23 protein-coding genes are annotated in these 25,627 nt (G+C 51.4%); 8 read left to right on the forward strand and 15 right to left on the reverse strand.

What is annotated here, in order from left to right; all coding sequences use genetic code 11:
• Positions 1 to 80: 80 nt before the first annotated feature.
• Positions 81 to 509, reverse strand: coding sequence for a MarR family winged helix-turn-helix transcriptional regulator (locus tag ATL17_RS03235; protein WP_133571331.1), 429 nt, complete (start codon positions 507 to 509; stop codon positions 81 to 83).
• Between the two features lie 161 nt (positions 510 to 670).
• Here ATL17_RS03235 and ATL17_RS03240 point away from each other — a divergent pair, with 161 nt between their 5' ends.
• The 4 genes from ATL17_RS03240 (at position 671) to ATL17_RS03255 (ending at position 5,282) form a co-directional block, all read left to right on the forward strand.
• Positions 671 to 1,885, forward strand: a complete 1,215-nt coding sequence (locus ATL17_RS03240) for an NADP-dependent isocitrate dehydrogenase (protein ID WP_133571332.1) — start codon at positions 671 to 673, stop codon at positions 1,883 to 1,885.
• A gap of 172 nt (positions 1,886 to 2,057) precedes the next feature.
• A complete protein-coding gene (locus tag ATL17_RS03245; RefSeq protein ID WP_133571333.1) occupies positions 2,058 to 2,825 on the forward strand; it encodes a head GIN domain-containing protein in 768 nt (255 codons plus the stop codon).
• A 103-nt stretch (positions 2,826 to 2,928) separates the two neighbouring features.
• Positions 2,929 to 3,921 (forward strand): glycerophosphodiester phosphodiesterase family protein, encoded by a 993-nt coding sequence (locus tag ATL17_RS03250; RefSeq protein ID WP_133571334.1) that lies wholly within the window; start codon positions 2,929 to 2,931, stop codon positions 3,919 to 3,921.
• Between the two features lie 107 nt (positions 3,922 to 4,028).
• Complete coding sequence (locus ATL17_RS03255) at positions 4,029 to 5,282, forward strand: DUF2254 domain-containing protein (RefSeq protein ID WP_133571335.1); 1,254 nt, start codon at positions 4,029 to 4,031, stop codon at positions 5,280 to 5,282.
• A 51-nt stretch (positions 5,283 to 5,333) separates the two neighbouring features.
• On the opposite strand, the gene alaS is transcribed toward ATL17_RS03255, so the two are convergent.
• The 9 genes from alaS to flgB all read right to left on the reverse strand — a co-directional run bounded on the left by alaS (position 5,334) and on the right by flgB (position 15,629).
• Entirely contained in the window at positions 5,334 to 7,988 is a 2,655-nt protein-coding gene (gene alaS / locus ATL17_RS03260) for an alanine--tRNA ligase (RefSeq protein ID WP_133571336.1), read from the reverse strand.
• A gap of 170 nt (positions 7,989 to 8,158) precedes the next feature.
• A complete protein-coding gene (gene recA, locus ATL17_RS03265; protein WP_133571337.1) occupies positions 8,159 to 9,262 on the reverse strand; it encodes a recombinase RecA in 1,104 nt (367 codons plus the stop codon).
• A 264-nt stretch (positions 9,263 to 9,526) separates the two neighbouring features.
• The gene (gene cckA, locus ATL17_RS03270) at positions 9,527 to 12,091 is read right to left on the reverse strand and encodes a cell cycle histidine kinase CckA (RefSeq protein WP_425462420.1); all 2,565 of its coding nucleotides are present in this window, start codon (positions 12,089 to 12,091) and stop codon (positions 9,527 to 9,529) included.
• A gap of 146 nt (positions 12,092 to 12,237) precedes the next feature.
• Positions 12,238 to 13,323, reverse strand: a complete 1,086-nt coding sequence (flhB, locus tag ATL17_RS03275) for a flagellar biosynthesis protein FlhB (protein ID WP_133571339.1) — start codon at positions 13,321 to 13,323, stop codon at positions 12,238 to 12,240.
• Positions 13,323 to 14,096 (reverse strand): flagellar biosynthetic protein FliR, encoded by a 774-nt coding sequence (gene fliR / locus ATL17_RS03280; RefSeq protein WP_133571340.1) that lies wholly within the window; start codon positions 14,094 to 14,096, stop codon positions 13,323 to 13,325. Before fliR ends, flhB begins: the two co-directional genes overlap by 1 nt.
• Positions 14,097 to 14,100: 4 nt before the next feature.
• Positions 14,101 to 14,367: a flagellar biosynthesis protein FliQ gene (fliQ, locus tag ATL17_RS03285; protein WP_133571341.1), complete on the reverse strand. Its 267-nt coding sequence runs from the start codon at positions 14,365 to 14,367 to the stop codon at positions 14,101 to 14,103.
• A 33-nt stretch (positions 14,368 to 14,400) separates the two neighbouring features.
• The gene (gene fliE / locus ATL17_RS03290; RefSeq protein WP_133571342.1) at positions 14,401 to 14,721 is read right to left on the reverse strand and encodes a flagellar hook-basal body complex protein FliE; all 321 of its coding nucleotides are present in this window, start codon (positions 14,719 to 14,721) and stop codon (positions 14,401 to 14,403) included.
• A 70-nt stretch (positions 14,722 to 14,791) separates the two neighbouring features.
• Positions 14,792 to 15,208: a flagellar basal body rod protein FlgC gene (flgC, locus tag ATL17_RS03295; protein WP_133571343.1), complete on the reverse strand. Its 417-nt coding sequence runs from the start codon at positions 15,206 to 15,208 to the stop codon at positions 14,792 to 14,794.
• 16 nt (positions 15,209 to 15,224) lie between these two features.
• The gene (gene flgB, locus ATL17_RS03300) at positions 15,225 to 15,629 is read right to left on the reverse strand and encodes a flagellar basal body rod protein FlgB (protein ID WP_133571344.1); all 405 of its coding nucleotides are present in this window, start codon (positions 15,627 to 15,629) and stop codon (positions 15,225 to 15,227) included.
• Positions 15,630 to 15,873: 244 nt separating this feature from the next.
• Between flgB and ATL17_RS03305 the strand changes: the two genes are divergently transcribed.
• The gene (locus tag ATL17_RS03305; RefSeq protein ID WP_133571345.1) at positions 15,874 to 16,650 is read left to right on the forward strand and encodes a flagellar biosynthetic protein FliO; all 777 of its coding nucleotides are present in this window, start codon (positions 15,874 to 15,876) and stop codon (positions 16,648 to 16,650) included.
• Positions 16,651 to 16,762: 112 nt separating this feature from the next.
• Positions 16,763 to 17,464, forward strand: coding sequence for a flagellar type III secretion system pore protein FliP (gene fliP, locus ATL17_RS03310; RefSeq protein ID WP_133572177.1), 702 nt, complete (start codon positions 16,763 to 16,765; stop codon positions 17,462 to 17,464).
• Here the strand turns inward: fliP and ATL17_RS03315 are convergent.
• The 5 genes from ATL17_RS03315 to ATL17_RS03335 form a co-directional block, all read right to left on the reverse strand.
• Positions 17,461 to 20,817 carry an ATP-binding protein gene (locus tag ATL17_RS03315; protein ID WP_133571346.1) on the reverse strand — a complete coding sequence of 1,119 codons (3,357 nt, stop codon included), beginning with the start codon at positions 20,815 to 20,817 and terminating at the stop codon, positions 17,461 to 17,463. The genes fliP and ATL17_RS03315 overlap by 4 nt on opposite strands.
• An 89-nt stretch (positions 20,818 to 20,906) precedes the next feature.
• Complete coding sequence (locus tag ATL17_RS03320) at positions 20,907 to 21,680, reverse strand: MotE family protein (RefSeq protein WP_133571347.1); 774 nt, start codon at positions 21,678 to 21,680, stop codon at positions 20,907 to 20,909.
• Positions 21,677 to 22,147 carry a DUF6468 domain-containing protein gene (locus ATL17_RS03325; protein WP_133571348.1) on the reverse strand — a complete coding sequence of 157 codons (471 nt, stop codon included), beginning with the start codon at positions 22,145 to 22,147 and terminating at the stop codon, positions 21,677 to 21,679. The genes ATL17_RS03320 and ATL17_RS03325 overlap by 4 nt, the downstream gene beginning before the upstream one ends.
• A gap of 1 nt (position 22,148) precedes the next feature.
• Positions 22,149 to 23,279 carry a flagellar motor switch protein FliM gene (gene fliM, locus ATL17_RS03330; RefSeq protein ID WP_133571349.1) on the reverse strand — a complete coding sequence of 377 codons (1,131 nt, stop codon included), beginning with the start codon at positions 23,277 to 23,279 and terminating at the stop codon, positions 22,149 to 22,151.
• 9 nt (positions 23,280 to 23,288) lie between these two features.
• Positions 23,289 to 23,780, reverse strand: a complete 492-nt coding sequence (locus tag ATL17_RS03335; protein ID WP_133571350.1) for a flagellar basal body-associated FliL family protein — start codon at positions 23,778 to 23,780, stop codon at positions 23,289 to 23,291.
• 291 nt (positions 23,781 to 24,071) lie between these two features.
• On the opposite strand from ATL17_RS03335, the gene flgF reads away from it, so the two are divergent.
• Complete coding sequence (flgF, locus tag ATL17_RS03340) at positions 24,072 to 24,809, forward strand: flagellar basal-body rod protein FlgF (protein ID WP_133571351.1); 738 nt, start codon at positions 24,072 to 24,074, stop codon at positions 24,807 to 24,809.
• Between the two features lie 23 nt (positions 24,810 to 24,832).
• Positions 24,833 to 25,618: a flagellar basal-body rod protein FlgG gene (flgG, locus tag ATL17_RS03345; RefSeq protein ID WP_133571352.1), complete on the forward strand. Its 786-nt coding sequence runs from the start codon at positions 24,833 to 24,835 to the stop codon at positions 25,616 to 25,618.
• Positions 25,619 to 25,627 lie beyond the last annotated feature (9 nt).

The raw sequence follows: 25,627 nt of genomic DNA on the forward strand, positions 1-25,627 counted from the left end.
AACTCTTTCAGCAGACCAACCCACAATTTCTCATTAGCCACTTACATGTGTATATACACATTCAGACTTAAAAAATATGGCTACAATTTGGCCACCCGCTTCAACACATTCAGCGCAGCATCCAGTTCCTCACGGCTCACCACGTCCAAAATCGCATCTTGCGCCGCCTGCCAATGCGGCACCATTTCTTCGAACAAGGCCTGCCCTTTTGCGGTGAGGCTATAGATAACGCCATTGCCTTTATCTGCTGCCCGCTTTTGCACCACGCCCTTCTTTTCCAAAAGCGAAAGGTTGCGCGACAAGGTAGAGCGCTCAATAGCCAGATAGTCAGCCAGCGCCGAAACGGAATCATGCTCCGCTCCAGCCAGAGATGCGATCAGTGAGAATTGCTCGGTGGTGATCTCAAATCGCCCCAAGCGGCGCGAAAAGTTGCGCGTCATCATGCGCGAGGCTGCACGTGTATTGCGCAGCACACATCTTTCCATTTCCAAGATCGCTTTTTCATTCATATTCACTTCATGCCGTGTATTTACACATCAGTCAAGCGCATTTGATCATGCCATTTGTGCACCAATCAGTCTTTGCCTTTTCCCCCACAAATGCTATAGGGGCGCTGAACACCCGTCTTAAGCAAGGCGGGCCTCCCAACTTTTAGCTTTGCGGAGTTCTCATGAGCAAAATTAAGGTAACCAATCCTGTCGTCGAACTCGACGGCGACGAGATGACACGGATCATCTGGCAATTCATTAAAGACAAATTGATCCACCCCTATCTCGACATTGATCTCGAATATTACGATTTGGGCATTGAGGCGCGGGACGCGACCGATGACCAAATCACTGTAGACGCTGCAAACGCCATCAAAAAGCACGGCGTTGGCGTTAAATGTGCCACCATTACGCCTGATGAAGACCGGGTTGAAGAGTTCGGCTTGAAGCGTATGTACCGCTCGCCAAACGGCACCATCCGTAACATTTTGGGTGGCGTTATCTTCCGCGAGCCAATCATCTGCCGCAACGTGCCACGCTTGGTTCCAGGCTGGACACAGCCAATCATCGTTGGCCGCCACGCATTTGGTGACCAATATCGCGCGACAGACTTCAAATTCCCAGGCAAAGGCAAATTGTCTGTGAAATTTGTGGGTGAAGACGGCACAGAAATCGAACATGAAGTGTTTGACGCACCAAGCTCAGGCGTGGCCATGGCCATGTACAACTTGGACGATTCAATCCGCGATTTCGCCCGTGCCAGCATGAACTATGCGCTTAACCGCAAAGTGCCTTGCTACTTGTCCACCAAAAACACCATTTTGAAAGCCTATGATGGCCGCTTTAAAGACCTCTTCCAAGAAGTCTATGAAGCCGAATTTAAAGAAAAATTCGAAGAAGCCAAAATCTGGTACGAGCACCGCTTGATCGACGACATGGTTGCATCTGCGCTTAAATGGTCTGGCGGCTATGTTTGGGCCTGTAAAAACTATGATGGCGACGTACAGTCAGACACAGTGGCACAAGGCTTTGGTTCACTTGGCTTGATGACTTCTGTTTTGATGTCACCAGATGGCAAAACCGTTGAAGCTGAAGCGGCCCACGGCACAGTGACACGTCACTACCGTCAGCACCAAAAAGGTGAAGCCACTTCAACCAACTCAACAGCGTCTATCTTCGCGTGGACACGTGGCCTCGCCCACCGTGCGAAATTGGATGACAATGAAGCTTTGGCAAACTTTGCTGCAACTTTGGAAAAAACCGTTGTGGACACCATCGAAGGTGGCCAAATGACCAAAGATTTGGCTTTGTTGGTTGGCCCAGATCAAGAATGGCTCTCAACAATTGGTTTCTTGGAAGCCATCGACGAGAACCTGCAAAAAGCCATGAGCAAATAGAGCAATCTAGCTCATATATTGATTCAAGAAAGGCCGCGAAGCATTTGTCTTCGCGGTCTTTTCCATTTCTGAGATTTTGTCACAAAAATTTCTTATCAAATCTCGCCACATTCCCTTGTATGAACGATTATCTGCCCAATATGTGGAGGGCATTCGAACACAAGGTGAATTTATGTTTCGTCCCTCCCATACAACCATTGCCAAAAAATCCAATATTACCCAAACCACGCACTTAGCCGCACTCGGCTTGGCCATTGGCGCTTTCATTGTTGCCAGCCAGCCCGCATTCGCGCAAGAAACGCGCAAATATGACTTTAAAGATTTTTCGATGGTCACCGTTTCTGAATCTGTTGACGCCTACATTACATATGGCGACAGCTTCACCGTCACCGCTGAAGCGAAAGACGCAAAAACCCTCGAAACACTTGTTGTCGAGCAAGATGGCAATGCCCTCAAAATCGACCGCAAAGAAGAAGGCATTTTCAAAAGCCTGACTGACTGGTTCAGCGGCCCTTCCCCCAAAGTCCGCATCCAAATGCCAACCATCACCGATGCACATGTTTCCGCAGGCTCTGATCTTTATATTGAAGGTTTCGAGTTGGACCGTTTGAGCCTGCACAGCAGCGCTGGTGCTGATTTCCACGGCAAGGATTTGGCCGTAAAATCAATCAAAGCCCGCGCGTCCGCTGGCGGCGATGTTGAACTGTCTGGCACATGCGAAAATGCCGACCTTCAAGCCAGCGCTGGCTCTGATCTCGATGCGCGCAACATGGAATGCGCAACCGTTGAAATCTCCGCGTCGTCGGGCAGCGACATAAGCGCTTTCGCCAGCACCAAAGTGACTGCAGATGCCAGCTCAGGCGCAGATGTGACCATTTACGGCTCACCGGCAGAGACACGCAACAACACCTCAAGTGGCGGTGAAGTCACCGTCCATTAGAATAATCAGGGCGCTGCATCTCAGCGCCCTTTTCTTTTTCCTCTTCGCCCTATTTTGCCCGCAAAGCACGCCGATGTTGCAGCAAAAAAATATTGGAGGTTCCATGCGCAAAAGATATTGGGTCGTTTTAGGGTTTATTGGTGCGGTCACTGGCCTGTGGGCATGGAATAGCTCGCTGATTGCAGGCCCATCCTCAAATGGGAAACTTGAATTTATCGCCCATCGCGGCCTGCACCAAACCTTCCATCGTGAAGGCCTCACCAACCAAACCTGCACAGCCGAGCGCATATTACCGCCCAGCCATGATTATCTAGAGAACACACCAGAATCTACCAATGCAGCCATCGAGATGGGCGCAGATATTGTCGAGATCGACATCGCCCCAACGATGGACAATAAACTGGCCGTTTTCCACGACTGGACATTAGATTGCCGCACCAATGGCACTGGTCCGATCCGAGACAAAATGATGGCAGATCTGCGCCAACTCGATGTGGGCTATGGCTACACCGCAGACGACGGAAAAACCTTCCCCTTCCGCGGCAAATTTGTTGGCCAACTCTATGAGCTAAGTGAGTTTATCGAGCGCGTTCAGCCATCAGACGCCAAATTGCTGATCAATTTCAAAAGTGACGATCCTGAAGAAGCAAAATTGCTGCTCGACTATTTTGAAAATGATCCGAAGCTCAATCAAATGACCATTGCTGTTTATGGCGGCGCACGCCCCGTTGCCGAAACAATTGCCAAAAGGCCAGACCTCGGCGGCTATAGCAAACAAGACACCAAGGCCTGCCTCTTGAAATATATTGCTCTCGGTTGGTCAGGCCATGTGCCGGAAGAGTGCCACAACAAATGGGTCTCAGTTCCAGCCAACATCGCCCCCGCCATGTGGGGTTGGCCCCATCGCCTCACCCAAAGGCTTGCCGAGCATAATTCACGGCTGGTCTTGCTTGGTCCCATGGACCTAACCGACATTAAATCAGGCACCAGCGGCATCGATCAGCTTGAACAGTTGGGCTATATTCCCGAAAATTTCGACGGATATATTTGGACCAATCGGCTTGAGGTAATCAAACCAGCCCTGGACGCGCGGTAAAGCGCTGCAATCTATAACAGAATAGTTTGCACTCGCCCATTTGCAGGTTGGCGTAAGCCAGCTACACTGGTCAAATCTAAGCCGCCAACCTGCTGAAAGTGCTCTTTATGTTTGCGTCCAAATTCTTCTTTTTGTTCAAGCAATTGCTTTCTGAAATTTGGATCAGGCTCACCGCATTTTCCCTTCTGGCAATCATCACCGCATTGGCAGCCATTCTGCTGCGCCCCATTTTGCCAGAGGCTTGGATTTGGGAGCTTGGCGCAAAATCTGTTGAGCCCATTCTCAACATCATCGCCTCATCCATGCTGGCGGTCTCCACCTTTTCTTTGGGCATCATGGCCAATGCGATGAACGGCGCCGCCCAGTCCACCACGCCCCGTGCCACCCAATTACTGCTGCGCGATAAAACCTCTCAAAATGTGCTCACCACATTTCTGGGGTCTTTCATCTTCGCCCTAGTCGGCATCATCGCACTCCATATGGGCGTTTATGACCAAGGTGGTCGCATTGTACTATTGGCCATGACCCTGCTGATCTTGGTGATCATCTTCACCTCGTTCATTCGGTGGATCGACTTACTTCGCGTGTTTGGCCGCATCCCTGACACGCTAAACCGGGTTGAAAAGGCCACACTTTCCACCCTCGAAAATTGGCAAATTGATCCCCATTTAGGCTGCAATCCATTTCGGGAGGACGAACTAAAGACAGCTGATTGGATGCCCATCTATGCGTCCCAACCGCAATTTGTGCAGCATGTCGATTTGAACGCCCTGAATGAGCTCGCTGAAGAGCACGAAGCACGCATCTTTCTCACGGCTCAGCCCGGCGCATTCGCCTGCCCCACCTTGCCTTTGGCTTGGAGTTCCGCCCAATTGGAGGAAGAAGACATAGAGAAAGTGCAGCGCACATTCCATTTAGCCAATGAGCGCACATTCGCCCAAGACCCAGAGTTCGGATTTGTCGTATTGGCAGAAACAGCCACGCGCGCCCTATCTAAAGCCATCAATGACCCCGGCACCGCAATGGATTGCCTCAATCGCGGCCTGCGCATTCTGCTGCACATCACGCCCGCAGAAATCGATACGCCCAAATATGAGCATCTATGGATTGCACCTGTCCCGCTCAGTCAAATCCTGCACACATTGCTCGTCCCAGTGATGCGCGATGGCGGCGAAATATTCGATGTTCAACAGACAATCTTGCAATGCATGGAAAATCTTATTGCCGCGAACAAAGATTTATTTGCTGAACCGCTACAGCCCATCATCGAAAAGCATCTGAGCTATATCGAAACGGGTCCGTTGCTCGCTGATGACAAAGGCGCGCTTAAAGACAGGCTAAGCAATTTGCTGATCAGCTAATCGCAAAAAGGCCGCCCTGGCGGCCCTTTCAAATTGCTTCACCAACAAATTTTAATTGGCCAGTTTAGCGCGAACAGCATCAATAGCATCTTGCGCTTTATCTGCGTTCGGTCCGCCACCTTGCGCCATGTCAGGGCGACCACCGCCCCCTTTGCCGCCAAGTGTCTCCACAGCGATTTTCACAAAATCAACCGCGCTCAGCTTGTCTTTCAAATCATCAGTCACGCCCACAGCAACGCCAACTTTGCCATCGTCACCGATGCCAACAATGGCCACAACGCCTGATTTGATCTGATCTTTGCCCTGGTCCACCAGTCCGCGCAATTCTTTGCTTGGCAAGCCTTCAGCAACCCGACCCATAAAGTTGATATCACCAACTTTTTCGATCTCACTGCCGCCACCTGCGCCGCCGCCCATGGCCAATTTCTGCCGTGCATCTGCCAATTGCTTTTCAAGCTGTTTGCGCTCTTCAATCAACGCATCAACGCGGGTCACAACATCCTTTGGCGCAACTTTCAGGCGATCCGCGATTTGGCGCACCCGTGCTTCTTGCTCTGCAAAATATGCCCGTGCTGCATCACCAGTCAGCGCCTCAATCCGGCGCACGCCAGAAGCCACCGCGCTTTCACCCACAACAGCCACCACGCCAATCTCGCCAGTGGCCCGCACATGGGTGCCGCCGCAAAGCTCCATTGAATAGGCTTTGTTTGATTTATTGTCATTGAGCGGCTTGCCCATGGAAACAACGCGCACTTCGTCGCCATATTTCTCGCCAAACAGCGCCATCGCGCCCGCCTCAATGGCATCATCAACGGCCATCAAACGGGTCTCAACAGGGCTATTTTGCAAAATAACCGCATTGGCCATTTGCTCAATTTTCTGCATTTCTTCAGCGCCCACCGCTTTGGTGTGCGAAAAGTCAAAACGCAAGCGATCTGGCGAAACCATCGAGCCCTTTTGCGCCACATGGTCACCCAATGTTTCGCGCAAAGCCTCGTGCAACAAGTGAGTTGCTGAGTGATTGGCCCGGATAGACTGACGGCGCGTATCATTGACACTCAGATGCAACGCATCACCCACCTTCACAGTGCCCTCGTCAACTTTGGCATGGTGCGCAAATACGCCCGCACTTTTCGTGGTGTTAGAAATTGTAGCAGCAACGCCTTCTTCAAAAGCGCGGCCCGTGTCACCAACCTGACCACCACTCTCGCCATAAAACGGGGTCTGGTTAAACACCAAAATGCCGCTCTCACCAGCTGCCAATTGTTCAACCTGCTCGCCATCTTTCACAATGGCCACAACTTCACCATCAGCTTGCTCAGTTTCATAGCCGAGAAACTCTGTGGTGCCTTTCTGGTCAGCAATCGCAAACCAAACGGCCTCAGATGCAGCATCGCCAGAACCTGACCAGTTTTTCCGTGCTTCGGCCTTTTGTGCAGCCATCGCATCGTCAAAGCCCTTTTGGTCCACACCAATGCCGCGTTGACGCAACGCATCTTGGGTCAAATCCAGGGGGAAACCATAAGTGTCATAAAGCTTAAATGCAGTCGCCCCATCAAGGGTTGCGCCCTCACTCAACTCATTGGTTTCATCTTCAAGAATTTGCAGGCCGCGGCTCAAGGTTTTGAGGAAGCGTTCTTCTTCAAGTTTGATCGTTTCTTTGATCATCGCCTCGCCGCGCGACAGTTCAGGATAAGCCTGCGCCATCTCACGCACCAAGCTACCTACAAGCTTGTTGATCACTGGCTCATTGGCACCCAACAAAGTCGCGTGGCGCATGGCACGGCGCATGATCCGCCGCAACACATAGCCGCGTCCTTCATTAGACGGCAAAACACCTTCAGAAATCAAAAATGACATGGACCGCAAATGGTCAGCAATCACGCGGCGGCTTTGATCGCCCTTGTCACCAATATCCGTATTTGTCACATCCGCGACGCTGGCCAACAAGGCTTTAAACATATCGGTTTGATAATTGTCATGTGTGCCTTGCAACACGGCCGCAATCCGCTCAAGGCCCATGCCGGTATCAATCGAAGGGCGTGGCAAATCTGTGCGGTCGCCATTGGCGTGCTGTTCATATTGCATGAACACCAAATTCCAGATCTCAATAAAGCGGTCGCCATCTTCTTCAGGGCTTCCCGGCGGGCCACCCCAGATGTGATCGCCATGATCATAAAAGATTTCAGAAGATGGACCACAAGGCCCCGTGTCACCCATCATCCAGAAATTGTCATTTGTGGAGATGCGAATAATCCGATCATCAGTGAGACCAGCAATCTTCTTCCAAAGATCAAATGCTTCATCGTCTTCATGATAAACTGTGACCAGCAATTTATCCTTCGGCAAAGCAAATTCCTTGTGCACCATCTGCCAAGCATGTTCGATAGCTTGTTCTTTGAAATAATCGCCGAATGAAAAGTTGCCCAACATTTCAAAGAAGGTGTGGTGACGTGCGGTAAAACCTACATTGTCCAAATCATTGTGCTTGCCACCCGCGCGCACACATTTCTGCGCGCTCGTTGCGCGTTTATAATCGCGCTTCTCTACCCCAGTGAACACGTTTTTAAACGGCACCATACCGGAATTCACAAACATCAAGGTTGGATCATTGCGCGGCACCAATGGCGCGCTTTCGACCAACTCATGATCATGTGAACTGAAGTAATCAAGAAATTTGGATCGAATGTCGTTTACGCTGGTCATAAATCTATGTCGGCCTTGCACAAATAGTCAGAACTTCAGGCGGTTTTACACGCCACAACTCCACCTGTCCAGCAATTGAATAGCCCATGGAATTAAGAGGCATAGAAAAGAAAAAGGCGCCGAAAATATTCGGCGCCTATAAGGTCAGCAAGGATTATTTATTCCAACAATTATTTGTCGGAATCTTCGACAATCTCAACGCTATCATCAGCCTCAATTTTGTCTGGTTGCGGTGGGGCAATCATATTCTCAGTCAAAAGCCCGGCGCTCTCACGCACACCACTTTCAATCTCAAATGCAATCTGCGGATTGTCTTTTAGGAACTGGCGCGCATTTTCACGTCCCTGCCCCAAGCGTTGGCTATCATAAGAGAACCAAGAGCCAGATTTCTCAACCAAGCCAGCTTTTACACCCAAATCGAGCAGCTCACCGGTTTTGGAAATGCCTTCGCCATAAATAATATCAAACTCAACCTGACGGAATGGAGGGGCAAGCTTGTTCTTCACCACTTTCACGCGAGTTTGGTTGCCCACCACTTCGTCACGATCCTTAATCGCGCCAATGCGGCGAATGTCCAAACGAACAGATGAGTAAAACTTCAGCGCATTACCGCCAGTAGTGGTTTCTGGCGAACCAAACATCACACCAATCTTCATCCGGATTTGGTTGATGAAAATCACCATAGTTTTTGAGCGAGAAATAGACGCGGTCAATTTGCGCATCGCTTGGCTCATCAAGCGCGCTTGCAAACCAGGCAAGCTGTCGCCCATTTCGCCTTCCAATTCGGCCTTAGGTGTCAATGCGGCAACCGAGTCAACAACCAACAAATCGATCGCACCTGAACGCACCAATGTGTCGGCAATCTCTAGCGCTTGCTCACCAGCATCCGGCTGAGAGATGAGTAAATCATCAATATTCACGCCAAGCTTACGGGCATAAACCGGGTCCAATGCATGTTCCGCATCCACAAAGGCACAAATGCCACCAGCCTTTTGCGCTTCCGCAATGGCGTGCAAGGTCAATGTGGTTTTACCAGAACTTTCAGGACCAAAAACTTCAACAATACGGCCACGGGGCAAACCGCCGATACCCAACGCAATATCCAAACCAAGCGACCCAGTAGAGATTGATTCCACTTCAACAGCAGAATTTTCTCCAAGGCGCATAATTGAGCCTTTACCGAAATTTCGCTCAATTTGAGAGAGCGCGGCTTCAAGTGCCTTATTCTTATCCATAGATCCCCCTTCGACCACGCGAAGTTGTGAATTAGCCATTTGCCTTCTCCTTATTCCAAAGTCCGCTGGCCCATGCAAATTTATTCGGGTCCGGGGAAAAATATAATTTGTACTATATTTGTTCTCATATTTTGCGAATTTTGTCAATAAGGATAAGTCGCTGTATTATATGCATTTTTGAGATTTGTTCTTTTTTTGATCTAAAAACACATGCAAATTAACCATGTGCGTTAGTTACAATCAGTCGCAACTTTAAATTGTCAGCCTGCCCTGAAAAAGGAATCACCCACTAAGTGGTGCGGATCATTCCCCTTCTTCCGGGTCATCGCTTTCGCCTTCCAGCACCGCCCGCACCTTCGCGGCCAGTTGTTTTAGAGAGAATGGCTTCGGCAAGAAGTCGACGCTCACATCGTCCTCAAGCCCCTTGCGCACATTTTCTTCGGCATAGCCGGAAACAAAGATCACCTTAATGTCCGGATAGCGCTGACGCATTTCGCCCAATAATGTCGGGCCGTCCATTTCCGGCATCACCACATCAGAAATCAACAGTTCGATCTCGCCGTCAATTTCTTCCAGCACTTCCAGTGCTTCCACGCCACTATCGGCCTCATGCACAACATAGCCCGCAGAAGCCAAAGCTCGCGCAGAGAAGGCCCGCACGCTGTCTTCATCTTCAACGATCAAAATGCGCTCTTTGCCTGTCAAATCACGCGCTTTTTGCACTGAAGCGCGCTCTGCCGCTTCGCCCGCCACATGGGCATATTTCGGCAGGAAGATGCGGAATGTTGTGCCTTTGCCCAACTCACTATCCGCATAAATAAAGCCGCCTGTTTGCTTCACAATGCCATAAACGGTGGAAAGCCCAAGCCCTGTGCCCTTGCCAATATCTTTGGTGGTGAAGAATGGCTCGAATATCTTCGCCATCACCTCTTGGGTCATGCCCGTGCCAGTGTCTTCCACTTCGATCAACACATAGTCTGCCGCGGGCATACCGCGATAATTAAAGGTCGCCGCTTCCGCCTCAGCCACATTGCGGGTGCGAATTTTAACAGACCCACCATCTGGCATAGCGTCACGCGCATTCACCACCAGATTGATCACCACCTGCTCAAGCTGCACATGGTCTGCCCGCACAGCCCAAAGCTCTGCCGCATGGTCAACACTCAGGCTGATGCTGTCGCCAATCAAGCGTTTAAACAGCACGGTCAGATCGTCCACCAAAAGCGAGACTTCCAACACCTCAAGCCGCAAGGTTTGACGACGTGAGAAGGCCAGCAACTGCCGCACCAAGCCAGCAGCCCGGTTGGCGTTTTGCTTGATTTCCATCGTATCCTTAAAGGACGGATCGTTAGGCCGCAGATTAAGCAACAACAGGTCAGAGAAGCCAATAATGGCCGTCAGAATATTGTTCAAATCGTGAGCAATACCACCGGCCAGCTGGCCCACGGCTTGCATTTTTTGGCTTTGCGCAAATTGCTGCTCAAGCACCCGTTGTTGCGTGGTGTCCAGCGCATAAACAATGGCACTTTCGCCCTGCTCATCAGGATCTTCAATACCAGAAATATAAAGCCGAACGCTGCGCTCATTATCGCTTTTCAGCACCGCATCCACCGGCTCAATGGTCGAATGGTTGGCATTGGCCTGTTGCAATGCGGTCACCAAATTGGCCTTGGCATCATCCGCAACAAAGTCAAACAATGGCAAATGATCCGTTGCCCGTTCGCCGCGCTCATTGTCGAAAGTGCGCATAAATGGCGCGTTGGTGCGCAAAATGCGACCTTCTGAATCCAAAGCGGCAATCGCAAATGGCGTATCATTGAAGAAGCGCGAGAATTTGACCTCCGCCGTGCGCAATTCTTCAGAGAGGTCCGCGCCTTTAGATCGATCCAACACCAAAGTGCGGGTTTCACCTAAATCGCCTTCGGCCAACCGAGCCGCACGGTGCAACAAACGCACAGGCAAGTTGGTGCCGTCACGCTTGACGAAATCAATATCGATAATTTCGGTTTTGATCTGTCCGTCGGCCGAGCCGCCAAGCAACAAGCCAGACCCGTCGCCGCGCACAATTTCGGAAAGATGGATTGACCCCGTATCAAATTCGGCAAGGTCATAGCCAAGCCAATTGGCCAATGTGGCGTTCAAATATTGAATCTGCCCACTGCCATTAGTGGAAAAGAAACCGGCAGGCGCATGGTCGAGATAATCAATCGCCCGTTGCAATTCCAAAAAGATGTTTTCCTGCTTGGCCCGGTCGCGAGAAATATCTTCTACGCTCCACATCACCAACGCTTTGCCGCCCGCCTGATCGATGGCTGGCAAAGACTGCACGCGCACGCGATACCAGATCGGCATATCCGGGTTTTCACCGGTCAGTGTGGTGGTGAGGCGAATATCTTCAACACTGCGCCGCCCCTCTTGAGCGGCACGGGACAAGCGATAAATCGGCTCTGCCGCCTCTGGCGCACTGGCAAACAGACGTGGCACACTGGCCAACGCCGTGCGGTCCAACCCAGCCACCAATTCGCCATAGGCCGCATTGGCATAAACAATGCGCCCATCGCGATCAGAAACCACCGCGCCATAATCAAGGCTGTCCACAATCGCATTTTGCAGCGCAGGGCCATCATCATGATGAGACAGCCGAAACAGGCCTGCGGCCAAACCGAACAGGCTGAACACGCCCAGAACGGCCAAAAGCCCGAGCACCAGCATCAAAATGTCAGCTGAAATTTGATCTCCGTAAAAAGCATAGACAACTGCAAGACCGATGAAAAACAGCGTCAACACAACAACGCGCCAAAGGCCAGGGTTGCCCATGGACCGTTTAACGGCTGGTTGCGGATATGTGTCCTCTTGAAGCGGGGTCACCGCCATAGTCTATGCCCTCTCACACTACTCTAAATTTGGCGTTGAGAATCACCAAAATTAACCCTTCATAAATCTTTGCGCCAATTGCGTCCAACCACAAGTGAATGAGGGGAATTATTTGGCTTTTTGCCCGGTGAGATGCAAATTTATGACGTTTTTGCGCTCCAAGAGCGTACGCGGCGCAAACGCATCACATATCCGATCACTTCCGCCACCGCTTTAAAGTGCTCCGAGGGGATGGGGTCTTCAATTTCAACACTGGCATGCAGCGCCCGCGCCAATGGCGGGTTTTCAACAATCGGCACGTCGTTTTCGGTGGCAATTTCACGAATTTTCAGCGCCACCTTGTCCACGCCTTTGGCAAGGCAAATAGGCGCAGGCATGCCCTTCTCATACTTCAGTGCCACCGCATAGTGAGTCGGGTTGGTGATGATCACGCTGGCATCGGGAATATTCTGCATCATGCGTTGACGCCCGCGCTCAGCCCGAATTTGCCGCAACTTGGCTTTGACCTTCGGGTCACCTTCCATTTGCTTATATTCGTCGCGCACTTCCTTGATGGTCATCTTTTGTTTTTCAAACCATTTGTTGCGCTGATACATAAAATCGAGCCCCGCCACCACGGTCACAACCGCCAGCGTTGCCAATATGATTTTGATGCCCAATTCTTGAAAAGTCAGCATCAGCGTTGCCGGGTCTGCCGTCACCAAGGTATCCAGCCGATCACGCTCCGGCCAAATCACCAAAAACATGATGATCGACACGATCGAAAGTTTCGCGAGGCCTTTCGCAAAATTCACCAAAGCATCTTTAGAAAAGAGCCGTTTTGCCCCGCTCAGCGGCGACACTTTCGACCATTTTGGCTTTAACGGATCAAGCGACCATACGGGTCGGTGTTGCACCAGATTTGCTGCCAAGGCAAAGCCCGCCAAAATCAACAATGGCACCAGCGCCACCAACAGCACAGTACCCGCCAGCTCATACCAAAAGCCTGCAAAGCCAGATTCGCCAATCTCATATTGGTCGGCATTGGCCATCACATTTTTCAGCATACGCGTCAGCGTGCCGGCGGTGATTGGGGCCATCAGTGAGAAGATCAGGGCTGTGCCCAGCATCATAAACCAAGTGGTAAGCTCTTGGCTTTTCGCCACATCCCCTCGTTTGTGCGCGTCCTGCAGCTTTTTCTCGGAGGGGTCCTCGGTTTTCTCGGACTTATCCGGTTCGTCAGCCATTATCTCACTCCAACAAGCGCTGCAAAATAGGTTTCAAGATGCTCGATATAGAGCGCCATCATCACACTCAGCAGCAGCGCAAACATCAACAAGCCAAGGCCAATATTGGCCGGCATGGCGATAAAGAACACCTGCAATTGCGGCATCAAACGGGCCAAAAGCCCCAAGCCGAAATAGAACACCAAGCCAAAAACGATAAAGGGCGCGGCCATCTGCACCCCAACCACAAAGCTGGACGAAATAATTTTCAGCGCCATGGTGCCTGCATCTTCCAACAAAATCGGTGCGCCGGGCGCAAATATCTCATAGCTGCGATAAATCGCGGCCAACACCAAATGGTGCAAATCCATCGAAAAGATCAGCGTTACGCCAAGCACCGCGATGAAGTTACCAAAAATCGCCCCCTGCAAACCGCCCTGCGTTGGGTCAGATGTTTGCGCGAAGGACAAACCGGTTTGAAACGCAATGGTCGACCCGGCCACCTGCGCTGCGGAGGTCAACAATCTTGCTGTGCCCCCCAGCACAAACCCCACCGCCAATTCAGAGGCCAAAAGGGCGATAATCGGGTAGAACGCCAAGTTGCCCTGCGGATAAGTCGGCGAGATCAGCGGGTACATGATAAATGTAAAAGTCAGCGCCAGCGCCAATCGCATCCGAACCGAAAGTCGGCTGGAGGAAAAGCCCGGCATCAGCATGATCAATGTGCCCAGCCGCGCAAATATCAAGAAATAAAGTAAAACCGTTTGGGGCAGCCAGTTGACGCTAAAGCTCATGGCGCTAACCGCCAGTGATGATCAAATCAACCACCCGATCCATATAGCCCGCCATTTGCGCGCCCATAAACGGCAGCAGCAGCAGCATGGTGATAAAGATCGCCAAGATTTTTGGCACAAACACCAAAGTCATCTCTTGGATTTGCGTCAAAGCCTGAAACAGCGCAATCACAACGCCCACCACAAGGCCAACAATCATCAGCGGCGCCGATACATAGATCAACGTCCAAATGCCGTCTTGTGCAACGTCTAGAACTTGCGCGCCGGTCAACAACGCCTCCTAAATCATGCCACCTAAGCAAGCTTAGATTGGCATTTGCATGATTGATTCATAAGCAGTGATCACCCGATCACGAATCGTCACCACTGTTTCCATAGCAATTTCAGTTTCGGAGATCGCGGTCACCACATCAACCACGTTTGACTCGCCATTCACAAGATCCATGGCCTTTTGGTCGGCCACACGCCCTGTTTCCACCACATCGGTCAGGCTTTGCGTCAGCATTTCGCCAAAGTTTGGCCCCTCATGTGTTTTTGCTGCCAGTTGGGCACTTTGCTGGCCCGTGTTGCCCAATTGGGCTGCACTGGCATAAGCGTTAGACGCTGCTGCAAATGGTACGCTCATAAAAATTCCCCAATTTTAGTTGGCTTTTGCGGCGCGCCATTCCCCAATTTTGCACCGCTCAGCCCTTCCCCTATCCGCGAAGAATGTCCAATGTGCCGCCCAGCATTTGCCGGGTCACGGTCACCACATTCAAATTCGCTTCATATGTGCGCTGGGCTTCCCGCATATCCATGGTTTCCACCAGGCTATTCACGTTTGGATACAGCACATAGCCACGATCATCCGCTGCCGGGTGCCCCGGCTCATAGCGTGATTGAAAATCACTTTGGTCATAAGCCACGCGGCCAATCTTCACTTCATTGGCCATCAGTTCATTATTATAAACCGCCTCAAAGGTCGGCACTTTGCGCCGATATGGGTCTGCCCCCGGCTCTTTCGCTGCTGAGCTGGAGTTGGCCATGTTTTCAGCGATAATCCGCATCCGTGCAGACTGCGCATGCAGCCCTGTTGCGGCAATTTTCAGCGAATTCATAAAATCAGAAGACATCACTCACCTCGTCAAATTACTGCTTGCCCAATGCGGTTCTGATCAACCGCAAAGAGCGTTTGTAGACGGCGGTTGCCGCTTGATAGTCCATCTGGTTGCTGGAGACTTTCATCATCTCATCTTCCAACACCACACCATTGCCTTCTGGCGTAATTTCAAAATTGTTCATTTGCCGCGCGCCGAATCCGTCTGCGCCTTGCCCCACCACTGAAAAGTGATTCACATTCGTCACCCGCGTCGACACGCTGGTCATCTTCAAATCAGCCTGATGCTGCGCAAAATCGAACTTTTTCAGGTCACGCCCGCGATAATCTGGTGTATCAGCGTTGGCGATGTTCTCTGCTAACAATGTTTGCCGCGTTTGGTGCCACTTCATTTTCTGCGTCAACGCATCAAATAAAGGCAACTTTGCAATCGACATACTAACCTCATCTTAGTGCTAGGCAGATATTGCCGGGCAAATAGTTAACGTCGCGTTAATAATCTTTGCAATTTTCAATAAATGCCATCAATCAGCGTGCCAAAATGTGTCATTCGCCGAATGTAGGCTTGCACTAGGCAGTTTTTGCCATATCATTTTTTTGAGTGTTTAAATTCGATCACCACATTTTGACCAGATAGGTCGCATATGCCACACAGCAATAAAGACGAACATAGAGGCTATAATGGGTTTTTTAACTGAACTTTTGGGTGAAGATTTGGGCAATATTGCCATTGTTATTGGCGGTCTTTTCATCACAATTCTGGCCATCATTTTGGTGGTGTGGCTGATCAAAATTGGCTTCCGCGCCAGCCGCGATGGCACCCGCAGCAAATTGCGCCGCTTGGCCGTGCTGCAATCTGCGCCGGTAGACAATAAGCGCCAATTGGTGATCGTGCGCCGTGACGATGTTGAGCATCTGGTGATGATCGGCGGCCCAAATGATGTGGTGATTGAAAGCGGCTTTCAAAATCCGAATGAAGTTGATCAACGCCCAGCTGCCGCCAAAACCGAAATGCCTGAAAGTGAATCCATGAAGGCGCAATTGGAACCAAATGAGGGCCTGAAACCAGCCGCCCCTATTGTTGCTAAACCACGCGCCAGTGGCCCGTCGCGCACCACACCCGTTTCCCCGCTGGAAGACCGGATGGAACCGCAGGTTAATCCGCCGAGCGAAACCAAAGGCGGCAACGTGACGCCAATGCCAAACCTCGCCCCGATTGAAAAGCTGCAAGAGCTGGCCAAATCTAACCCGAGTGCGGGCACAAACACGTTGAAATATCCCGGCCTTTTGCGCAGCGGCAACAAGCAAAAAGACGTGGATAGCCCGGTTTCAGACAACAAAAACCAAGACGCAAATGCCGACTCAGTTAAATTGGCGAATGAAGATGCTCCGAAAAGCGAGCATGAAGGAGCCGATTCAGCGTCTGAACATGGAAAAGACAAAGCCAAGCAAGACTAAATTGCGCCCTGCGCTGGCTGGCACACCGCCAGCGCAATTATTTACGGCTGAACGTCTTAAATCCTTCGCTTGGTTTAGCGCAAAATCGTTCAGCTTCTGCTTTGTTATTTTGATGCTGGGGGCGCTGTTTGTGTTCCCCAGTTTCGCCCAAGACATTTCAATCGACTTTCAAGACCAAACAACGCTCACTGAGCGCGCGGTACAACTGATCGGGATCATCACGATCCTGTCCTTGGCCCCGTCTATTCTGGTGATGGTCACCTCATTCACCCGCATTGTCGTCGTTTTGTCTTTGTTGCGTACCGCAATCGGCCTGCAAACCGCACCACCAAACTCAGTGATGATTTCACTGGCCTTGTTCCTCACGGCCTTTGTGATGGCCCCCACCCTGCAACAATCCTATGACCAAGGCATCGCGCCTTTGGTTGCTGGCGATTTGTTGCTGGAAGAGGCGCTACCAGAGGCCATGGCGCCGTTGCACGAATTTATGCGCGCGCATGTGCGGGATAAAGATGTACAGCTGTTTCTGGACCTAACGGAAACGCCGATCCCAGAAAATCCCGAGGAACTGGACATCACTATTTTGGTGCCTGCATTTATGATTTCTGAATTGCGGCGGGCGTTTGAGATTGGTTTTTTGCTGTTTGTGCCCTTCATCGTCATCGACATGGTGGTCGCCTCGGTGCTCATGTCCATGGGTATGATGATGCTGCCGCCTATCGTGATCTCATTGCCGTTTAAGCTGATTTTCTTTGTGCTCGTCGATGGCTGGAACTTGGTCGCAGGCTCACTGATCCGAAGTTATCTCGGTTAAAGCACATCCTGATCCGGCGCCAACGCGCCTTCTGTGCCGTATCGCTCTTTATATGCCGCAAGGAATGAGTTCAGCGAATCCACATCCGCAATCTCTTTCGCCAGTGCTTTAAACTCCTTCGTGCCAAACGCGGTTTTGCTGGTCACAAATTCAAACACTGGCCACTCAGGCGTGGACGACATGCGACCAGAGAATTTCGCCCGCAACCGTGTCAGTCCAATCTCATCATTGCCCAGCGTATAGGCAACAGCTGCCTTCACCAAATCATTGCGCACACTTGTTGGCAACGATCCCGCATCTGTGTACTGATCAGCATAAATACGCTCAATCAACTCACCAGCCTCGCGATAGCGGCGCCCCGCCCAATGGGCATCAACCTCAAGCAACCGGGCGTCAAATCCTTCAATATTGCGCAAAATATCAACCGCCAGCTCATCACGGCCCGCATCGATCAAAGCCTTAGCTTCCAAAATCCGACGCTGCCGTTCTAACTGTGGCACCAAATTGGCCAAACGGGTTTTATAAAGCGCTTTAAGCGCCAAGTCTGCCCGCCGATTAGCAATATGGATCACCGCAAGGTCCGCCGCAATCTTCGCGCGTGCTACACCTTCCAAGCGATTATCAATCTGATAATCCAGCAACTCCGCCGCCTGATCCAACAAATCAACCCGCACCAAACGCCGCGCCAAATTACGGATCATTTCGTCGCCCTTAGCGCCCGCAGGCGTCAATTTACGGAAATCATAATAAAGGCCAAGCGCCCGCACAGGCTCAAGCCGATCAGCTTCGCCGTTCAAAAACAGATCTTCAAAAATCTGCTTTGACAGCTCAAAATGCCGCGTCTCCTGTGGCGTATCTTGGTGCACCACCTGCATCCGCTCAAGCGTTTCAAACCCACCACGATAATCATGGTTTTTGAACTGCAAGCGCCCATAAAGCTCTTGAATATTCGCGCCAAGCTCGCCGCCACGCCATGTCAGCGATTGAATGGACAGCGTCTGCACCGCTTTGTCCAAATCAATATTACCCTGCTTTTCCAGCACCAATAATGTGCGATAAACCGCCTCGGCATAGGTGGGCCGAATATCCATATTCAGCACTGAACCATAGGTCTCCAACGCATCAGCATAACGTTGGTCCACCTCGTCCACACGCCCGGCCAGCAGGTCATAGCGGCTTAGATTTTCTTTATCGAGCGAACTGAAATCAATACCGCCCAAATAGCGGATCGCCGCTGCGGAATCACCCATTTCAACGGCAGACCGCGCTGCCGCAAAGTAAAACTCATTGGCAATCCAAGTCGGATAAGCTTCCACCGCCTGCTCGGCCAGCAACGCATCATTGCGGGCAATGTCATATTCGCCCCGGTTGGCCCGCGCAATCGTCCGCCACATCACCGCATCCGGCTCGTCGACAAACTCGTCTTCCAATAAAATTTCCAGCGCATCATCATGGCGCCCTGCCAACACATTTGCGGCCGCCTGCACCATCTTGCCTTCTTCCACCAATTGCGGTCGCTTGGTGTCTTTTTCCCAAACCCGCAGCACGCCCAAGGCTTCATGGGTCAAACGATTGGCCAGATAATATCGGGCCAATTCAACCCGCGCACTCTCTTTCGCATTGCCCTCTGCTTCCGCAGCCCGCACCTGAATTTCTTCGCGCTTTTCAATGAAGTTGTCCGGGCGAACAGTCTCGATCGCGCTCAGGTCGATATAGCCAATGCGGTCACGAGCATCCACCAGCACTTCGCGGTTCACATCTGTGGCGGAAGACAACATCAGTTTCTCCTCCGCATCGATCACCACTTCCGAGCCTTCAATCTGCAAAATCACTTCAGAGTGATATGGCTTGATTACCAAACCATGCACCGCACGCAGCGCTTTGAAATCAACATATTCCAAGTCGCGAACAATCGCCCGTGAAGGTGGATAGGCCGTCACAACTTGCAACAAATCGCCAACATTCGGATCACGCAATTGGTGCACCCGCCCAGGTCGCAGCAGGTCAGCCACCAACACGGTGCGCCCATCACTTTGGCGTTGTTGGGTAAGCGACATTGGCTCGGTCGGCGCAATCAAAATATCGCCCAGCGACAAAACCCATGAGCGCCCTTCTGACCCCAAAGTCGCCAGCCGATCCGCATTCATGGTCATTTGAACAATTTGGGTTTCCCCGGCCGTATCTACTTTAATGTCTTGCGTGATGCCACCCAGCAAATCCGTGTCCGCTGGTGGATCAATCGCCACATGGGTGTCGAACACCATCCAAACCGTGTCACCGCGCTTGAATACGGCAGCAGGCGTATCCTGTTCAAATGGGAAAATGAGCCGAACCGTGCCACCAATTTTGTTCACAAAAGGCGTGATGCGAGTTTGGCGTGACAAGGTTGGCGTTTTCCGCAACAGTGGGTCAATCTCATCCTGTGTCGTCGTCACACGTTCATTGTCAGCAATCTCTTCTGCAACTTGTTCCGGCGCGATGTCGGTAATGGGCACGCCCACATCTTCACGGGTCGAAAAGTCCAAATCCAACGTATAGTTGCGGCTATTTTCTTTAAAAAAGCGCGGCTCAACCTTGTCGGTCAGCTTAAAGCTCACCCGCAACCCGTCACGGGTGATCTCTTTTTCAACGCTTTCAATTTCTTCCGGCAATTCCGATTGAATGGGATAAAGATCAACGTCCACAGGCCATTCAAATTTCAACACCCCGCCTTCAGCGGTGCGCTCCCAGCTACCCTCTGTGTCGATGGTCCACTCAAATTTCACGCGTGTAAATGTCGGATGCCGACCAACACGCAAAATGGCGCTTGGCTTGGTTTCCCGCGCAATCCGCTCCTTGCGCCGCTGCTCTGCCAGCTTTGCCGCTTGCTCTGCCCGCAGCGCCAGTTCCGCCACCACATCTTCGGGCAATGAGGGGTCTAACCCCTGCCAATCACGAGGAATAAAATCGATAAACAGCCGCTCACCCGCTTCAATACGGTTGATGCGATAATCCTGCTTCAAGCCGAAGCGAATGCCTTTAAAGTCCGGGTCCACCCGCGCCACGGCAACATAGTCGCCCAACTGCTCGGTCACGTCCGGCAATTGCACATTGATAGGTTGAGAGAACTCAATGCTCATCACCCCGCCATTGGTGGAAATGGAGTAAGAGGGCAAATTAAGACGATCGACAAATTTCAAGATAATCCGGCCATAGCCTGGCTGGCCTTGCGCAACCACTTCTAAACGCTGGGATTCTTGCTGATTTTGCGCCATCGCCGCTGGCGGCAAAATAGACGCAGCAATCCCGCCTGCAAGCGTGGACGCAACCAACGCTTGGCACAACGCTTTTTGCATGGCTTTAAACAACACCATTTGCGGGATGGGCCTCTTTACGATCAATCGTTCAGATCAATCTAGCGTCTAGCGATTAACACTTTACTTACCACATGCCGGAAAGCGGGCTATTGGCCTACAATTTGAGGCAGAGCATCGTCCTGTGCAGGCACAGTTTCCATCTGCTGCAAATTCGGGTTGGCGAGGTTGATGGTCAGGGCCTCTGCCTTTTCTGCATCCATCGCCGCCAAAATTGACGCCATTTTGCGTGGGTTCATGCGCTCTACCATGCGCACCAGCACAAGCATATCCAATCGGTCGAAAATCCGCGCCGCATCATTGGGCTTCATGTTTTCATACATGGAGACGAGCGAGCCAAATTGCTCATCCTCCAGCCCTTCTTTGCGGTCAACAAGTTGCTGAATACGGGCTTCGATCTCTTTCAGCTCCGCTGCCCGTGTTTCCAGCCGCTTTTCCGCTGCCCGCACAATATCTTCTTGCACTTTCAATTGCGCTTCCAGCGCATCAAGCTCTTTGCGCCGTTCACTCAGTCTGGCCAAAATGGCGCGTTCCGTGTCGGCCAAACCATCGGCATCTTCCCAAGAAACAATGTCACCATCTTTCTTGATCATGATCGGCGCTGCGTCTTGCGGCTTCTCTTCCTGTGCGGCCAATTCTTCCGGGCTCATCTGGGCATCATCCGCCAAGCTGTTCCCCGTGGAATCTTGGGTCATATCCTCTTGCACTTGCGCATCTTGTGGCTGTTCAGGCGCTTCTTGCGCGCTCACCATTTGCGCCCCGCTCAGGCTGTAGCCTTCGCCAGAAACAATGCCGAGAAATTTGAACAGAAACAACGCACCAGCAGCAACCATAACCACTGGCAACAAGCGGATTGAATTCATGCCGCTTCCCCTTTAGAGCGGGTGTATTTATCTAATTGTGACAAAGCATTACGCGCTTTTGGCACAGGGCGCTCGCCAACTGGAACATGTGGTGCAGGCGCCGCCTGTGGTGGCAACGTCACACCGCCACGCTGCGCTTCTGCATCACGTGCAGTTTTCGCAATCTGGCTGATTTTGAACAGCAAATCTTGTCCGTCTTGCACTTGCTGACCCATCTGAGTGGAAAAGCCTTCCGCTTCTTGCATACGGCTGCGCAATTGGGCGTCAGTTTCTGCAGCAGTGAGCTTCAAGCCCTGAATAGCCCCATTGGCCATATCGGTGGCGCGCACCAAATCGGTGATCATAGCCCGCAAAGCGTCGCGGTCGGCATGTAGCCGCTTCAAACGCACATTCAGCACATAGCAATAGCCAATGGTCAGCACCAACAAAATGGCAACCGCACCTTCAACAATCAAACCAAAAGCCATTTTAGTCTCTCCCCTGCTCGTCCATTGCTTCAAACACCGACATTGTCACTTTTGGCGGGTTCAGCGGACGGGTTACGCGTACCGATACATTTTTGCCAATATGGCCCATTTGCGCTTCGGTTAAGGTCACATTGCCACAACGCAGCGAAACCGGATCATTTGGTGTGCGTTCAAACATCAGCGTGTCACCCGCTGAAATGTTCATGGCGTGGGACAATGGAATTTCCCACTCATGCAACACCGCTTCCAACTCAGTTTCCGCGGCAAAAATCTCAGATGCCAAATGACCTTCCCAAATCGGGTCACGGCCAAATTTTTCACCCATGAACATTTGCAGCAATTGTTCACGGATCGGCTCGATAGTTGCATAAGGCAGCAAAATCTCAACTTTGCCGCCGCGATCATCCATATCGATGCGCAACTCAATCAAAATGGCGGCATTGGCAGGCCGGGCAATCGCAGCAAAGCGCGGATTGGTCTCCATACGCTCAACTTTAAAGGTCACTGGCGTCAGCGGCTCAAATGCCTTCATCATATCATCGAGGATCAACTCGATCATGCGCTGGGTCAGCCCCATCTCAATGGTGGTATAGGGGCGCCCCTCAACCCGAATGGTGTTGTTGCCACGGCGGCCGCCCAACAGCACATCAATCATGGAATAGATGAGGTTACTTTCAACCGTCATCAAGCCAAAGTTGTCCCACTCTTCCGCCTTCAGCACAGTCAAAATCGCTGGCAATGGCACAGAGTTCAAATAGTCGCCAAAGCGCACGGAAGTGATGCTATCCAGCGAGACTTCTACGTTGTCAGACGTGAAGTTGCGCAGTGAAGTTGTGGTCAACCGCACTAAGCGGTCGAACACAATCTCCAACATAGGCAAACGTTCATAAGATACGAGCGCCGAATTGATCAGCGCTTGCACCCCAGACATATCGCCTTCGCTCAGATCCGCCTGATCAAAGCCTAAAAGATTGTCGATTTCGTCCTGATTGAGGATACGGTCAGCGTGGGAATCCCCATCACCGTCGCCGCCCCCTTCGATCATCGCAGCCCATTCTGATGCCATATCGTCATCATTTTTGGACTGCTCTTCGTCCAGGGCGCTCATCAGATCGTCGTTTTCATCTGCCATGACGTAACCTTATTGAACCAGAATTTCTTTAAACAAAATGCTGTCCACTTGCGCGGGGAACACCGCCAAATTCACCCGACGGCGCAATTCTTCCTTCAACCGATAAATCCCTTCAGACCCCTCAAGGTCTGAGCGGCGCAATTCGCGCAAATAAACCTGAAATGTGTCCAACACCCGCGGCATACGCGGTTCCACAATTTCAATCAGCGCTTCATCAGAAAGCTCAAGCGCAATGGCGAGCTTTAAAAACACTTCATCATTGTCAGCATCATCACTCAAATTCACAGTGATTGTGGGCAAATCGTAAAACACCGCTTCACGTACATCTTGAAGTTCGGGCTTCTCGCTATCGCCACCTGCAAATAGAAAGAAATAGGCTGCACCACCTGCCGCCGCCAGCAAAACAACAGCAGCGCCAATAATCACCATTAAGGGCAGTTTCTTTTTGCCTTCGCCTTCTTCCCCGGCTTCGGGGTCGACATTTGCGTCTTCGTTGGCCATGCCAAACCTCAATTATCCAAGAATCATAGGCGATGCGCCCACATTGCCTATATATACAGAGGTAAGGGCGAGAAGGTTAACGAAGAGTTACTTTTTGCATTTTGCGGCAATTTTTGCCCGGTAAATTTTGCCACCCAGCAAACACTCACTTACCCATTTGATGAAAATTTTAATCAAAATCCATATAAATCAATAAGTTAGAAAACTGGCACGATCTTCGCATTGTATTTGGCAGGCCCGCTAGCTTGGGGAAGTTAAACGGCCAAATGTTAAATTGGGGAGACAGGTGCCATGGAAAACGCACAGCTCATCGGCTTATCAAGGCAAATTGCCCTGCAACGTCAAATGGACGTTGTGGCCAACAATATGGCCAATATGAATACAGCCGGTTACAAAAATATGGACATTCTTTTCGAAGAATATGTCATGCCGGTCGCCCGTCATAAAGATTTTGAGATGATGGACCAGCCGCTTTCTTACACGCAGGATTGGGCCACCATTCACGATTTTGCCTCCGGCAGCATCACGCAAACAGGCAACCCATTGGATGTGGCCATTCAAGGCGACGGGTTCTTTGTTATCGATACGCCAGGCGGCGAGCGCTACACCCGCAACGGTTCATTTCAGCTTAATGAGCTTGGTCAGCTGGTCACCTCAGAAGGCTACAATGTGCTGGCTGACGGTGGCTTCGTAACCTTCGGCCCGGAAGAAACAGGCATCGCCATCACCGAAGATGGCCGGGTCACCTCTTCCGCTGGCGACAAAGGTATTTTGCGGATCGCAGAATTTGATGATCCACAAAGCCTGCGCCGCGAAGGCGACACCATGTTTTCTGGCGAAAATCCAATTTTCGACAACCCATCCCGGTTGGTCCATATGGCCATTGAGCGGTCTAACGTTTCTGGCGTTTCTGAAATGACCGAAATGATCCGCGTAACCAAAGCATATGAATCCATCGCCAGTCTCCAACAGCGTCAAGATGAATTGCGCCGCAGTGCCATTCAAAAACTTGGCGACACAAGAGCTTAAGTGAAAGCGAAAGGAACAGAATAATGAAGGCACTCTATATCGCTTCCACAGGCATGTCAGCGCAAGAGCGGAACGTTGAAGTTATCTCCAACAACATCGCCAACATGCGCACCACTGGCTATAAGCGCCAGCGGGCTGACTTCCAGGATTTGCTATATCAGGTTTATCGCCGCGCAGGTTCGCAAACCTCTGCCGCTGGCACCCAATTGCCAACAGGCGTTGAAATCGGTTCTGGTGTTAAAACCGGCGCCACACCGCGGATCATGAGCCAAGGTAACATTCAGCCAACTGAAAAAGAGTTGGACATCGCCATCCGTGGTGAAGGCTTCTTCTCCGTAACCCTGCCAGATGGCCGCACAGGTTACACCCGTGACGGTTCATTCGAACGGGACTCAAACGGCCAGATGGTCACCATCGAAGGTTATTTGGTTCAGCCAGGCATCAACATTCCGGCCAACTCCCGCGCCGTTTCAATCTCAGCTGACGGCACAGTTCAAGCCTTTTTGGACAATGAGTCAGCCCCAACTACCCTGGGTCAAATCCAATTGAGCCGCTTTGCCAACAAAGCGGGTTTGGAAAGCATCGGGGACAACACCTATGTTGAAACCGCCGCCTCTGGCCCAGCACAAAACGGCGTCGCCAACCAAGATGGTTTCGGCAACATGCTGCAAAAGCACTTGGAACTGGCCAACGTAAACGCTGTGACTGAAATTGCTGATTTGATCGCCGCCCAGCGCGCATATGAAATGAATGCGCGTGTGATTTCGGGTGCCGACCAAATGCTGCAAGCCACATCGCAGATCCGCTAGGGGTAGGTT

The sequence above is a fragment of the Maritalea mobilis genome, from assembly GCF_004363175.1.
In the GTDB taxonomy this organism is placed as follows: Bacteria; Pseudomonadota; Alphaproteobacteria; order Rhizobiales; family Devosiaceae; genus Maritalea; species Maritalea mobilis.